The sequence below is a fragment of the Latilactobacillus sp. genome, from assembly GCF_033176295.1.
GTDB classification, from domain to species: Bacteria; Bacillota; Bacilli; order Lactobacillales; family Lactobacillaceae; genus Latilactobacillus; species Latilactobacillus sakei.
Map to the genome: position 1 here is coordinate 1 of NZ_JAMQEX010000004.1, position 14,370 is coordinate 14,370.

Genomic DNA, 14,370 nt, shown 5'->3' on the forward strand with positions numbered 1-14,370 from the left:
GTGTAGGAACATCAATGATAACAGAGATTTGTCTTGGTGTTTTTTATTTTATCAATTAGCTAAAAGTATTTGGCTAACTTGATTATAAAACGCGCGCTTAAAATAAATCATAATGAAGCATATACCAGTTTATAGTATTAAAGAACATGTTTCAACAGACATATTATTAAATTAAGTAAAATTTTGCTAAATAGACTATTAATGAGCTGAAATGCCCTTTTTTTACTAAAAAAGCGGCCCTAACTAGGGCTGCTTTAAATTTATTTAATAATCGTAATTGCAATATGACGTCGTCCCCAACTGACGCATTGGGCAACACTTGGGAAGTGAACATCAATAATGTGGCCCTTAATGGCACCACCCGTATCACCTGCAATTGCATAACCATATCCTGGCACCAAAACAAGCGAATTTAACGGAATAACTTTTGGATCAACAGCAATACAATTAGGGTTTTCACCAAATCAATGCCCGTAGCGACTTAAGCCTGGTTCTGCCGTTGAATAAGCCGTCGCTTGCACTTCAATTGTCTGTCCGGGCTTTCCTTTGGCAGCAGCAGCTAGCGCGGCTTGTTGTTGATTATTGACTGCTGATAATTTTTGGCTAGCAGCTTTAGCGGCAGCCTCATTTTTCGCCTTAGCAGCGGCTTTAGCTTGTTCTTCAGCTTCTCGTTTTTGTTCTTCAATCTTCTTTTTACTAATATCAGCAAGTTGTTTTTGACTCTGGCTCAAGTCTTTTTTCATCTGATCGACTTGCTTTTGTAAATCAGCCGTTTGCTGGTCTAAATCCTTTTTTTGTTTGTCTAAAGCGGCCTTACTTTCTTCTAAGTGTTTTTGAATTGTCACCATTTTCTGATAACTAGTTGCTAAATCAGTCATATTTTGATTATCCGCATCTTGTAGAATCGTCAAAGTGTAGACGCGACTAAATAGATCACTCAATGAATCAGCCGATAATAAAGTATTTAAGACATCCCGATTATCTTCTGATTTTTGTAATGCCTGCAAGTGGGCCTTGGCATAATCTTTTCGTTCCGCCAATTCCTTTTTTTGAGCCGCTAAAATCGTTTCGGCCTTATTAATATGTTCTTCATTTTCTGTAATTTTCGTTTTTAATTGATCAACTTCTTGATATTTAGTATTCACTTTGGTTAACGTGCTTTGAATTTTACCGTTGATCGTATCGATACTTTTTTGTGTTTGATCTTCTTGTTGTTTTAATTCACTAAGACTGGCAGCGCTGACTGGTCCTGCTGTCGTCACAATAATCATCAGCCCTGTCAGAATCATTAAACCGATTTTCTTGAATTGCATCTTGCTTAAGCCCCCCTACGTTATCGCTATTCCAGATTAATTATACAGAATAACGATGGTTAATGCTATTACGTTTTAGTGTTAACTATTACAAATTTCTCGTCAAGAAAATAAAGGTATTTGTTTAGTTCACTTCAACCCCCTATAGTAATGATTAAAGCGTAATCCTTCAAGTTTTTTTACAACACTAACTAAAAAAGAGGTCGGACAATATCGTCCGACCTCTTTTAATTAGCGTTTTCGTAGTGCTCTTGCCATTTCACGATCTTGTTCCTTGCGCTTGAGCGTTTCTCGTTTATCGTATTCCCGTTTCCCTTCACCAACGCCGATTAAGACCTTAGCAAAACCGTGTTTTAAATAAACACGTAACGGAACAATTGTAATCCCTTTGTCCTTGGTCAAAGCACCAATTTTAGCAATTTCCTTTTTGTGTAACAATAATTTCCGGTTACGCAATGGATCATGGTTAAATTGGTTGCCTTGTTCATAAGGACTGATATGGACATTTTCTAGATAAGCTTCGCCCCTACGAACACGTGCAAAGCCATCACGCAAACTAATTTTCCCCTTACGAACCGATTTAATCTCGGTCCCAGTTAAAACTAACCCTGCTTCAAATGTCTCTAGGATATTGTAATCATGCCCAGCTTTTTTGTTTTGTGCAATCAAATTAGCTGGTTTTTGTGGATGTTTCTTTGCCATTCAATCACCTACTTTTTAAAAGTACGTTTTTGTGAGTCCTTTTTAGCCACTGGTCGTCTTGGATGACTGTTTTTCTTTTGGTCACCACGTCGTTGACCGCCTTTTTCATGGTCTCTTGGGCGAGTTGGGCGCTTAGGTCTTGCTTCTATCTTACTCAAAATTTCAGCAGAAGCCAAGGGAACTTCCTCGCTTGCTAATAATTCGAAGTCTACAGAATGTGCATCTAAGTCAACATTAGCGACTTTAACCCGTACTGGTTGGCCAATTCGGAACATTTTATGTGTTCTTTCGCCCACTAAAGCCAATTGACTTTCAACAAAGCTATAGTAATCATCTTTCATTTGAGAGATGTGTACAAGGCCTTCAACCGTACTTGGTAAGGCGATAAACATCCCGAAGCTTGTCACGGAACTAATAACAGCATCGTATTCATTACCAACCTTATCAAGCATGTATTCAGCTTTCTTAAGATCAACAACTTCACGTTCCGTATCAATTGAGCGTCGTTCCTCAAGTGATGTTTGTTCAGCGATTGGTTGTAACTTAGGTGCCCATTTTTCTTTTTCTTCAATCGTCATGCCGTTAGTAGCATAGTTATGAATTAAACGATGGACCATTAAATCAGGGTAACGACGAATTGGTGATGTGAAATGCGTATAGAATTCAGCAGCCAAACCAAAGTGACCAAGTGATTCATCTGAATAATGTGCTTGTTGCATACTTCTCAATAACATTGTTGTAATAATGGGTTGTTCAGGTTGACCTTCAATTTGTGTCAAGACTTCTTGTAACATCATTGGTGTTACTTTTTTGCTTGAGCCTTGGACTTGAATGCCATAAGCTGTGATAAATTCGAAGAAGTTCTTCATCTTATCAGTATCTGGTGTTTCATGAATCCGGTATAAGAAAGGTGCGTTAGCAGTACTGTAATGTTCTGCAACAGTTTCATTAGCAGCCAACATGAATGATTCGATCATGCGTTCTGAAAGACCGCGTTGACGTAATTCAATATCGATTGCCTTACCGTTTTCATCAACAATGATTTTAGCTTCGTCTTCTTCAAAGTCGATTGCGCCACGATTATGACGTTTCTTCAAGAGGATTTCGTGTAATTCAGCCATTGTTTCAAACATTGGCACCAAACGTGCGTATTGATCACGTAAGTCAGCATCTTGATCCGTCAAAATCTTATTAACATTGTTATAAGTCATTCGAGCGGTTGATTTGATAACACTTGGGAAAATGTTGTGATCGACCACGTTACCATGTTCGTCAATTTCCATTTCACAAGTTAATGCCAATCGTTCAACGTCTGGGTTCAATGAACAAATCCCATTAGAAAGACGGAATGGTAACATTGGAATCACGCGATCAGTTAAGTAAGTACTTGTCCCACGTTCGAGCGCTTCAGCATCTAATGGTGAGCCTTCTGTAACGTAATAACTAACATCGGCAATATGCACGCCTAAGTAGAAGTGACCATTGTCCAATTGACGGACATTAACGGCATCATCAAAATCTTTTGAATCGTCGCCATCGATGGTCACAACTGGTTGGTCGGTTAAATCTTTGCGGCCAAACTTATCTGTTTCTAAAACAGTATCTGGAATGGCTTCTGATTGTAAACGAACTTCTTCTGGGAAGTCTGTTTTAATATCATGTTGGTATACAATTGATAAAACATCAACACCAGGATCATTTTTATTCCCTAAGACTTGTTTGGCAATCCCGCGCATTTGGCCGGGTGTATCGATACTTGGGTATGACGTAATATCGACTTGCACCATGTCTCCTTTTTGAGGGTGTAAACCGTTATCTGTTAAGTAAATTAAATAGCTGCTTAATTTTTTAGCATGGCTTTGAATGTAACCAATCAAGCCTGTTTTTTCTTTTTGGATATCTGAATAAGGCATGAATTCGCCGACGATTTCTTCAATCCCCCGCGTAATCACTTTAGCCACTTTTCCTTCAGGACCGCGGCGGCTGTTTTCTTCTGCTTCTTTGATGATGGCCACTTCAACAGTGTCACCATTCATTGCGAAGTTTGTGTTTGGTGGTGCGATAAAAATATCTGGATCGCTTGGTTCTTTATCAACCATTGAGACGAAACCAAAACCCCGATCGTTGGCGTGGAAAACCCCTTCGACTAAGCGTTGGCTAGCTGGTAATCTGAATTTACCGGCATCATCCATTAAAAGGTGCTTGTCTCCTTCTAATTCGGCTAATACTTTCACTAAATCTTTGAATCCTTGTGAGCCGGCCACACCGATTCGTTCACTGATTTCTGATACGTTTAATTGTTGCGTTTCATCTGCTGCAAAAATGGCTAAGATGGCAGCTTTCATTTGGTCAACTTGTGTCAAATCAACACCTCTTCCTTATTTCTCATAACGTTTAATAAATGCTTCAACATCTGTTTCTAATTGGTGGTGTGCCCGATCGACTGTAATCACGTGACCGGCATTGTCATACCAGTGATAATCAACTGGTGTTTGTTGTGCTTCTAAGCGTTGTTTTAATACTGATGCGCCATTAGGATCAATCACTTGATCTTGACCACCTTGACCGATAAAGACTGGCTTATCACCAATCTGATCTAAATCGGCGGTGACTAACGCGCTAAAATCAGCGATTGCTTGTAGTTGTTGTGGTAACTGTTGCTTAATCTTGGCCAATTGAACGGCTTGATCAGCGGCCGTTTTTTCAGCCATCTGATAAAGGCGTTGCGCATAACCCAGAAATAGCGGTTCTAATTTATCAGTCGGTCCTTCTAGTACTGGCGCGCTAAAAATGCCACCACCAATCACCGCTGGCATCGTTTCGATTGCGCGCATCGCGAACAATCCACCCAATGACAACCCAAAAACAAATAGTGGTTTCTTGGCAGCAACTTGTAACTTCTGAATGGCAGCCGTTGTATCCGCCCACCAAGCTTGGACACTACCTTCTTCTAAGATATCAAGTGGTTCAAAAGTGGCATGCCCCGTAAAATGCGGTGCAAGTACACTGATTTGCTGTTTCTCTAAAAAACGGCCCATCATATGAACATCATTGGCACTTCCTGTATAAGCGTGCAATAACACCACGCCAACAGGGCCACTATCATAATAGTAAGGTTGTGGTAACCGATACTGCATTCAAACCCGCCTCCAGTACTTGACCGATTTAATTCATTTAAAAAGGTCTCCTGCTATTTGAACAGGAGACCGCATCAACGTTCTTATTAGAATTCGATCCGTCCTACTTGCTTTAGTGTGATGATAAATAAACTAATGCAATTGCAAAGACGAAAAATAAAGTTCCGAGGACCACTGTTACCTTCTGCATGAAGGCTTCAAATCCTCTAGCCTTTTGCTTACCAAATAAGTCACCAGATCCACCTGATAAAGCACTCAATGCATCTTGTTGTTTACTTGGTTGCATCATGACTGCGATCACAATCAAGATTGAATCGATTAATAATAAGTTCAGGATAAGATTTTCCAACCTAACTCCCTACCTTTCTATCTACACTGTCTTTTAATACTTTAGCATAAAAAGTAGTTAATCACCACTTTTTTATCAATTATTTCACGAGATTCTCATCCGCTTTTTTTAAGGTTTGGGCAGCGGCTTCAATCTGTCGCCGCACGGTTGCTCGTAAGTGATGATCGGTTAAAATGACCAAGGTGTCACCCGCGCGAATCAGCGTATCACCATGCGGAATCAATTCCGTTTCGCCGCGCCGCACGGCAATTAATAAACAAGTTTCCGGCCAAGCAACATCGCGGACTTGATGATCTTCCAATGGTGCCCCGGCAAAAATCGGTACTTCCAAACGATCTTTAAATTGTGCCATATCGGTTTTGGGTTGGCCAATTAGGCGTTGTAATAACGACGCATAAATCGGTGCGCCACCCATCAAATCAACCACGACATACGCGACTAACGATAAAATCGCCAACGGCATTAAATGGGTGAGTGTCCCGACCATTTCGGTTACCAATAAAATCGCCGTAAACGGTGCTTTCCCGATGCCGGCAAAATAACCACCCATCGCAAAAATAATTAGATTAGGGACATAAACCGGTGCTAACCAGCCCAATTGGACCATCACTAAGCCATAGACGGCCCCAATTAGTGCGCCCAGTGACAAGATGGGCAAGAAGATCCCCCCTGGCAAGCCAGAACCATACGAAATCATTGAGAAAACAAACCGCAAAACTAGTAACAATGCCACCGTGGTTAAAGTTGGCACTTGTTGGCCTAATTGTGTGATCAAACCATTCCCGCCACCTAAGACCGTTGGCCAAAAGTAACCGATGGGCAATACAAGCACTAACGGCAATAAGCCCCAATAATATTTAGGCACTGGTAATCGCTTATAAAACTGCGGTAACCAAAGCAACGTTTTTTGATAGACGTAGCCCAACAACCCGAGCACAATCCCTAAAAGAATCAGATGCCAATACTGATTAATCGGTAAATTATGTGTATACGTAATGTGCAACGTGGGCGTTAATCCGAAAAAATTCAATGAGATGAAGTTGGCCCCGATTGCACTGGTCAATGCGGTTAGCCAAACAAGTGGGGAAAAATTATGATAGATTTCTTCCAGTACGAAAAAGGTTCCAGCAATTGGTGCGTTAAAAGCGGCCGATAAACCAGCCGCCGCCCCACCAGCGATTAAAATACGGCGATCAGCGCCGTGATCGTCTAAGCGGTCCGCTACGCCTTGACCGACTGCCGCCCCTAATTGAATTGAGGGGCCTTCACGTCCTAGGAATAAGCCTGGCGCAATACTTAAAATACCACCAACAAATTTGCGCCAAAGAATCGACCACCAAGCTAGCTCAAATTCGCCTTCTAGTTGCCCTTCCACTTGGGGAATCCCCGAACCACTGATATTAGGTTCTTTTTTCAATAGCTGCGCCACAACCAAGCCTATTAGCAAGTTAGCACCGATTATCCACAACCAGTTAAGTGGTTGACTATGCAAGCTTTGATACAACTTAATCGTTAGTGCTAAGCCTTTTTCAATCGCAAGTCGAAACAAACTGACTACTAAGCCTGTCACACCCCCGACTAATAACCCTTTTAAAATAAAAACAAAGCGGGTTTTATTAAAGCGGCTGGCACGTCTGATTCGTCCGTTTTCCAATAGCGTTCATCCTCCAATAACTTTTCTTTTATCCTATTATAAGCTATAAAACCCGCAATAGCTTAAACGATTTTATTCACAAATTCCTTAATTTAGGATTGCCATTTGATTAAATTTCGATTATATTCAAAGTATACTTATAAAAGGAGGTTGCTCTTATGCAATCTAAATCGAAACAGCTTCGTTGGTATAATGTTGCACTTATTGCCTTTGTAGCGGTTTGGGGTCTTGGTAACGTGGTTAATAACTACGCGCAACAAGGTCTCTCCGTTATCACGTCTTGGATTCTGATCATGCTCTTATATTTCGTTCCTTACGCATTAATCGTTGGTCAATTAGGTTCTACTTTTAAAGATGCTAACGGTGGTGTTTCTTCCTGGATTAAAGCAACAAGTACTAAGCGGCTCGCTTACTACGCTGCTTGGACTTACTGGGTTGTTCACATTCCATATCTTGCGCAAAAGCCACAAGGGATTCTCATAGCACTCAGCTGGCTTTTCAAGGGTAACGGAAACTTCGTCAATACGATTTCATCAATGGCCGTTTCGGTCATCTGTTTGGTCCTTTTCTTGCTCTTCTTATGGCTATCATCGCGCGGAATCGCGACCTTGAACCGAATTGGGAGTATTGCTGGAACCGCTATGTTTGTGATGTCAATTCTTTTCATCATTCTCGCAGTTTCAGCCCCTTTTATGACTAAAGGCGCTCACATTGCCACACCAGACATGGGTAATATTAAAACATACATCCCTAAATTTGATGTTAACTATTTCACAACCATTTCAATGTTAGTGTTCGCGGTTGGTGGTGCTGAAAAGATTTCACCTTACGTTAACAATACTAAAAATGCCGCTAAAGAATTCCCTAAAGGAATGTTAGTCTTAGCCGGCATGGTGGCCTTTTGTGCCATCCTAGGCTCATTTGGGATGGGCATGCTATTTGATTCAAACCATATCCCAACTGATTTAATGGCTAACGGTGCTTATGAAGCCTTCCATCGTCTCGGTGTTTTCTACCACGTTGGACCACTCTTCGTTATTCTTTACGCCTTAGCAAATACACTCGCACAAATCTCAGCGCTAGCCTTTTCAATTGATGCCCCACTTAAAATTTTATTGGGCGACGCTGATAGCAACTTCATTCCTAAAGGTCTTTCAAAACTCAACAAAAAAGGCATCCCAACTAAAGGTTACATGTTAACTGGGGTCCTCGTTGGTCTCTTGATTATCGTGCCTGCCCTAGGGATTGGTAACATGAACGAACTTTACAACTGGTTATTAAACTTAAACTCAGTTGTTATGCCACTTCGTTATCTCTGGGTATTCTTAGCTTATATCCTCTTGAATAAACAACTTAAGAAATTCACGTCAGAATATCACTTTACTAAGAACCCTAAAATCGGCTTAATCGTCGGTAGTTGGTGCTTCTTCTTCACCGCCTTCGCTTGTTTGATGGGCATGATTCCTAAGCTTTCATACGCTGCTAACCCTTCAACATGGTGGTTCCAATTAAGCTTAAACATCATCACACCAATCATCTTCATTGCGCTAGGTATGATCTTACCAGCAATCGCAAGAAGACAAAAAGCATAGAAGTGCGATTAAAGGCGGTTAACTTCCGAGCATTAGCCTAGTGTCGTGAATAAGCGACTTCAGTCGATTGTTTGCGATACGTAGCTAAGCACAGGAAGTTGCCTTTAAGCGCACGTTATCAACTCTAATCACAACTCAAAACAGCCGCCCATCATAATATGGGCGGCTGTTTTTATTAACTTAATCTTCTATTTTTAAATCGTTGCCATGGTCGCTCTGTATAAAGCCAACCGATAATCCCGATAATGACAATATTACGTAAGATGACCCACACTAAGACTATTTTTTCATGGTTGGCTAATAGTTCATAAGGTTGGCGGCTGAAAACTCCATTCATCCCAAACAACCACGCCAAATATAATGTACCGATAACAACCAGCGGCTTTTTAAAACCAGCAATTTGGACCAATTGGTTCTTATTTTCAAGTGATAAGCGTTTATAAATCCAAGCTCCACCCCATAACAATAGACAAGTTACTACGAATAAACCAATGATTAACCCAGTTTGTTGTTGGTTACGATACAACCGGTATTGCCCGTTACCCATTGTTAATAGCTTAGTGAGTAAGCCACCATTACTATCAGAGTGAATACTATATTGTTCACTTCCTCGACTCATTACAAAGCTTCGTGTATCACTCATACTAGTAATAGCAAAAGAAAGTGAACAAATAAAACCAAGACCACCAATGATTAATGTTGGTAACTTACCAATTAGTAATCCAATTAAACAACCGATTGTAAAAATCCCTAACATCAAAACAAGGCTGCCAATCTCACGTTGGATTAGCGTCGGGATATTTAGCTGAACATATGACGCGTCAATTTTTAACTTCAGAACTGAATAGTAGATAACATCTCCTATCAACAGACTACTTAATAATGTTCCTATTCCATAACCCAATTTCGTCCAGTATAGCCGTCGTCGCGAACTCTCTAAACTAAACAAGAACGTATCAAAATTAGTCCGTCGATCATTGGCAAATATTAAGAGCCCTGCACCAAAAACAATCATTACTAGCACGATTATCGTTGGTGAATAAATCATAAAGCCTGCCTCATGCGTTGGTTCAAATACAGGATTAGCTTCCAATCTATAAGCCTCTAATGATTGCTTTTTGGGATGGCCTTTACGATCTTCTTGTAGATATAACTTTGGATGTTGCTTAAAATCTTTAATAAACTGTTCCGAATGATAATATTGATCAGATGATTGCCATTTATCAACAACAGTCATACTTCTCATCCCTTGCAGCCCAACAATAATCACAAACAAACCGACCAAGTACTTCCAATAGCGTAATTGCATAATTTTCATTAACTGTTTTTGCATTTTTACTGCCTCCACTTCTAAACGAAGACTTGATAGTCTTGTTCGTTAATTAAGTTTGCTTCGAAAACATCTTCCAATGTAATCGGTAGTGCTTCGCATAAAACAGGGTCCAATGCGGCTAACTCCTGTTTAATTTTATCTGTATAGTCTGGGAAATAAATGACCATCACGCGCCCTGAAATATTTAATAACCGCCCTTTTTCTTTTACTAGCGCTGGAATCTCGTTGGTTTTTAATACCAGTTGCAACTTCCGTGCTGTTTGGCGGAGTGTTTCTAAACGATAATCGTGACTAATTGTCCGATCCTTTAAAATCAGTGTCCGGTCAATCAAAGGTTCTAATTCCGCTAGGTTATGCGAGGTAATCAGCAGTGAAAATTGTTGTTCACCCACTTGATCGAGCAATAGTCGAATGACATTTTTACGAATAATGACGTCTAAGCCATCAAATGGTTCATCCAACAAAATGTACCGTGCATGACTACTGATAGCTAAAATAATATTGAATAAGCCCCGCATTCCTTTTGATAATTGCCGATAATTTTGTTTGAGTGGTAAGCGATATTGCGCTAATAAAGTAGTCATCTGATTTTCATCAAACTGCGAATAGGCTTGTTGGTAAAAGCGACCAATCTGTAATAACGTTAAATTTTTGAAAAATAAATGATCTTCGTCTAAATAAAAAATTTGTGTCCGCAAGCGACGATCTTCATCGATTGAAACTTGATCAATCAAAATCTGACCACCATCCAATAAATAATGACTGGCAATACTTTTTAGCAATGTCGACTTACCGGCACCGTTACGACCGACCAATCCCAAGATTTCCCCCGGTTCTTGTTCAAAACTAATCTCTTCTAGAATTGATTTTTGATCAATTCGTTTATGTAACTTGTTAATTGTCAGCATCTTTTGGACCCCTTTCAAATTGTGCGGTTAACCATTCACTCATCTCAGCCTCTGAAACGTTTAAATAAACAGCTTCTAAAACGAGTTCTTGTAATTGCGCCTTCAGTTGGGCGATTTTACCATTATCCCGGTCGGTCGCTTGGTGTTCAGCGATGTAAGTGCCCCGGCCTTTAACCGTCACTATAATGCCTTGCACTTCTAACAATTTATAGGCCTTACTTACCGTGTTCGGGTTCATCATTAATTGCCGCGCCATTTCTCGAACAGACGGAATTTGTTCACCCGGTTTTAAAATCCCCTGTAGGACTTGTTCCTTAATCAATAAAATAATCTGTTCGTAGTACGGTTTAGCACTTGTTTTATCAATCATCATCGCCTTGGCACCTCCTTTAAATCAATCACTGTATTACACTGTACTATTATACGTAGTACACTCTTAAAGTCAACCACAAAAAAGACGCTCACCAAAATTATTCGTTTTGATGAGCGTCTTTTTGTTATTCAGATTTTATTTTTAAATGCGTTGCAAAAAAGTCAGTAATCGTCGTCATTAAGGCGGGTTGCACTAAATGGCGCTCTCCTTGGCCCGTCATAAACGTCACGTTTTGTGCATACGATTGCCCTTTTACCTGCCGTTCAAAATCAGCCATTTGATTGTAGGGGATTCGTTCATCCTCGGTACCATGCCAAAATAAAACGGGGCGGTTCGCAAGTGCGTTCGGCTGTTGCGTTAAATCATAGGCCGTTAGCCAACTCGTCAACAAGCCAAGATCAGCCGGTTGTTGTAAGCCGTGCTGACGAACATTATCGCGGACCAAGCGCGCATATGTTAAAGGGGCTGGCGAGCCCATAATGCAAGCCGCCACTTTAATTTCTGGATGCTTCGTCAATAAAGCCGCCGTTGTCATGCCGCCCATTGAGACACCGCCAACGCCAATTAAGTCGTCTTTAATCAGGTGCAGTTGCTGCCAATAATCGATGATTAAACTAAATTCCGCTAGATTGGTTTGGATGCTCTGCCAAAAAGTCCATGACGGAATTTCTGATACTGGCTGCAACCGTTCACCATGATTAAGTGCGTCTGGTAATACGACGCGCATGCCAGCTTGCGCTAATTTACGCGCCTGTGTCAGGACCAATTCCTTGGCCGACCGCCAACCATGATAATAAACAACCAGTGGTAATGGTTCATGGCGTGCGTTTTCTGCCACAACTTCTAACACCGGAATGCCCTTAATCTGCCGCTTTAATACAAGTGCCATCCCAAAATCCCCCTTTTGAAAAGTTCACCATTACTATAGCGGATTATGAAGGAAAAGTCGCGTGTGGTGTATCCAAAAAGAGGACCAGACAAAATTAATTTGTCTGGCCCTCTTTAATCACCAACACCCGGTTGCTGGTGATTTTGAAACGTGCTTTTTAAAGCTGACTCCTGTGCTTAGTTACGTATCGCAAACGATTGCCTCTAGCACTCATTCACGACACTAGGCAAGTGCTCAAAAGCTACCAATTAATGACGCACTTTACATTTCTTTTGGTGCTTGGACGCCTAATAGGTCTAGGGCTGTTTCTAATACGATGCTGACACTCTTCACTAATGATAGGCGAGCGTTTCTTTGATCGTCGTCTGCCAAAATCTTAGAGTTAGCATAGTATTTATTAAATGCTTTTGCTAAACGTAATGCATATTTAGCGACGATTGATGGTTCGTATTCTTTACTTGCGCGTGCAATCACTGCTGGGAAGTTGCTTAACATCTTCAAGACATCCCAAGCGTTATCGTCAGCAACGACTAATTGATCGTCTACAACGACTTCTTGGTTAGCTTTTCTCAAAATACTTTGCGCACGTGCATTTGTATATTGCACGTAAGGACCTGTTTCACCTTCAAAACGAACCACTTCTTCTAAGTCAAAGTCGAAGTTGTCTAAACGATCGTTCTTCAAATCGTGGAAGATAACAGCACCAATACCAACTTGTTTGGCAACTTCTTCACGGTTAGGTAAATCTGGGTTCTTCGCTTCAATTTGAGCACCAGCTAATTTAACAGCGTCGTTTAAAACTTCTTCTAAAAGAATTACGCGACCACTACGAGTTGATAATTTCTTACCACCTTGTGTGATTAAACCAAATGGAATGTGATGGATTTCGTCTGACCAGTCGTTACCCATTTCTTTTAAAACAGCCTTCAATTGGTTGAAATGTTCCCGTTGTTCACCACCAACGACGTACAATGATTGTACGAAGTTATAAGTGTCATGACGGTACATTGCGGCTGCCAAATCACGTGTCATATAAAGTGTGGCACCATCTGATTTTTTGATCAAAGCAGGGTTTAAGTTATAAGCTGTTAAGTCAACGATTTCAGCACCGCGACTTTCTTGTAGTAAGCCTTTTGATTCGATTGCTTCCACAACAGCATCCATCTTATCATTATAGAAGGCTTCACCGTTATATGAATCGAATTCAACACCCAACATGTCATAAATCTTTTGGAATTCCTTCAATGATTCACTTCTGAACCATGACCAGAGTTGTGTTGCTTCTTCATCCCCGGCTTCTAACTTCCGGAACCATGCGCGCGCTTCGTCGTCTAATTCTGGGTGTTCCACGTCTTCTTGATGGAACTTAACGTAATATTTCAAAAGGTTTGTGATAGGGTCTTTCTTGACTTCTTCTTCACTCCCCCATTTTTTGTAGGCCACGATTAATTTACCGAATTGTGTGCCCCAGTCACCCAAATGATTGATTTTGATTGGGTTGAAACCAACCTTCGTCAAAATCTTAGCAATTGAGTTTCCGATAACAGTTGAACGTAAATGACCCATTGAAATTGGTTTAGCGATGTTAGGTGATGACATATCGATTGGCACGTTACCACCATGACCTAAATCACTTTCACCGTATTTAGCAGCTTCTGTTAAAACGGTCTTCAAGATTTGGTCGCTAAAAGCAGCCTTGTCTAAGAAGAAGTTGATGTAAGGGCCGTTAGCAATGACTTTTTCAAAGCCAGCAACGTCCATTTGATCGACTAAATCTTGGGCGATTTGTTGTGGTGCCTTCCGTAATGTTTTCGCTAAGATAAATGTTGGGAATGCATAATCACCCAAATCTGATGTCTTAGGTGTTTCGATGAGTTGTGCGATTTTCTCTGCTGGTAAACTGTCGCCTAAAACGCCAGTTAATGCTGTGACAACCTGTTGTTTAAAATCCATGTTAATAGCCTCCTTAAATTTTCGAACAAAAAAAGTCCCTTCCAAATAAATGAAAGAGACGAGAATTCCCGCGGTACCACTCTGATTGATCAATCGATCCACTCAATAGTATGCAATTGTTCAACCAAAAGTGCGCCACATTAGCTTGATTATCCGGCTTCCACCAA

At 40.8% G+C, this 14,370-nt stretch carries 13 protein-coding genes; 1 reads left to right on the forward strand and 12 read right to left on the reverse strand.

Annotated elements, in window-relative coordinates:
• Nucleotides 1–260 precede the first annotated feature (260 nt).
• From NDN60_RS03195 to NDN60_RS03225, 7 genes are all read right to left on the reverse strand, one after another.
• Nucleotides 261–443 carry a 3D domain-containing protein gene (locus NDN60_RS03195; protein ID WP_257789833.1) on the reverse strand — a complete coding sequence of 61 codons (183 nt, stop codon included), beginning with the start codon at nucleotides 441–443 and terminating at the stop codon, nucleotides 261–263.
• Between the two features lie 21 nt (nucleotides 444–464).
• The gene (locus tag NDN60_RS03200; protein WP_231953166.1) at nucleotides 465–1,313 is read right to left on the reverse strand and encodes a coiled-coil domain-containing protein; all 849 of its coding nucleotides are present in this window, start codon (nucleotides 1,311–1,313) and stop codon (nucleotides 465–467) included.
• A gap of 231 nt (nucleotides 1,314–1,544) precedes the next feature.
• Nucleotides 1,545–2,015 carry an SsrA-binding protein SmpB gene (gene smpB / locus NDN60_RS03205; RefSeq protein ID WP_011375103.1) on the reverse strand — a complete coding sequence of 157 codons (471 nt, stop codon included), beginning with the start codon at nucleotides 2,013–2,015 and terminating at the stop codon, nucleotides 1,545–1,547.
• Between the two features lie 8 nt (nucleotides 2,016–2,023).
• Nucleotides 2,024–4,378, reverse strand: coding sequence for a ribonuclease R (rnr, locus tag NDN60_RS03210; protein WP_016265461.1), 2,355 nt, complete (start codon nucleotides 4,376–4,378; stop codon nucleotides 2,024–2,026).
• Between the two features lie 15 nt (nucleotides 4,379–4,393).
• On the reverse strand, nucleotides 4,394–5,152 hold the full coding sequence (locus NDN60_RS03215; RefSeq protein ID WP_011375105.1) for an alpha/beta hydrolase: 759 nt from the start codon (nucleotides 5,150–5,152) through the stop codon (nucleotides 4,394–4,396).
• 112 nt (nucleotides 5,153–5,264) lie between these two features.
• The gene (gene secG, locus NDN60_RS03220) at nucleotides 5,265–5,501 is read right to left on the reverse strand and encodes a preprotein translocase subunit SecG (RefSeq protein WP_011375106.1); all 237 of its coding nucleotides are present in this window, start codon (nucleotides 5,499–5,501) and stop codon (nucleotides 5,265–5,267) included.
• A gap of 79 nt (nucleotides 5,502–5,580) precedes the next feature.
• Complete coding sequence (locus tag NDN60_RS03225) at nucleotides 5,581–7,155, reverse strand: ClC family H(+)/Cl(-) exchange transporter (RefSeq protein WP_096584556.1); 1,575 nt, start codon at nucleotides 7,153–7,155, stop codon at nucleotides 5,581–5,583.
• 158 nt (nucleotides 7,156–7,313) lie between these two features.
• Here NDN60_RS03225 and NDN60_RS03230 point away from each other — a divergent pair, with 158 nt between their 5' ends.
• Nucleotides 7,314–8,747 carry an amino acid permease gene (locus NDN60_RS03230; protein ID WP_099947712.1) on the forward strand — a complete coding sequence of 478 codons (1,434 nt, stop codon included), beginning with the start codon at nucleotides 7,314–7,316 and terminating at the stop codon, nucleotides 8,745–8,747.
• A 175-nt stretch (nucleotides 8,748–8,922) separates the two neighbouring features.
• Here NDN60_RS03230 and NDN60_RS03235 read toward each other — a convergent pair whose 3' ends face one another.
• The 5 genes from NDN60_RS03235 to argS all read right to left on the reverse strand — a co-directional run bounded on the left by NDN60_RS03235 (nucleotide 8,923) and on the right by argS (nucleotide 14,203).
• Complete coding sequence (locus tag NDN60_RS03235; protein WP_011375109.1) at nucleotides 8,923–10,080, reverse strand: ABC transporter permease; 1,158 nt, start codon at nucleotides 10,078–10,080, stop codon at nucleotides 8,923–8,925.
• Nucleotides 10,081–10,097: 17 nt separating this feature from the next.
• Nucleotides 10,098–10,988 carry an ATP-binding cassette domain-containing protein gene (locus NDN60_RS03240; RefSeq protein WP_315969691.1) on the reverse strand — a complete coding sequence of 297 codons (891 nt, stop codon included), beginning with the start codon at nucleotides 10,986–10,988 and terminating at the stop codon, nucleotides 10,098–10,100.
• Nucleotides 10,975–11,361 (reverse strand): GntR family transcriptional regulator, encoded by a 387-nt coding sequence (locus NDN60_RS03245; RefSeq protein ID WP_076645736.1) that lies wholly within the window; start codon nucleotides 11,359–11,361, stop codon nucleotides 10,975–10,977. The genes NDN60_RS03240 and NDN60_RS03245 overlap by 14 nt, the downstream gene beginning before the upstream one ends.
• Before the next feature lie 124 nt (nucleotides 11,362–11,485).
• Nucleotides 11,486–12,250 (reverse strand): alpha/beta fold hydrolase, encoded by a 765-nt coding sequence (locus NDN60_RS03250; protein ID WP_076645734.1) that lies wholly within the window; start codon nucleotides 12,248–12,250, stop codon nucleotides 11,486–11,488.
• Between the two features lie 261 nt (nucleotides 12,251–12,511).
• Nucleotides 12,512–14,203 carry an arginine--tRNA ligase gene (gene argS, locus NDN60_RS03255; RefSeq protein WP_076631897.1) on the reverse strand — a complete coding sequence of 564 codons (1,692 nt, stop codon included), beginning with the start codon at nucleotides 14,201–14,203 and terminating at the stop codon, nucleotides 12,512–12,514.
• Between the last annotated feature and the right edge of the window lie 167 nt (nucleotides 14,204–14,370).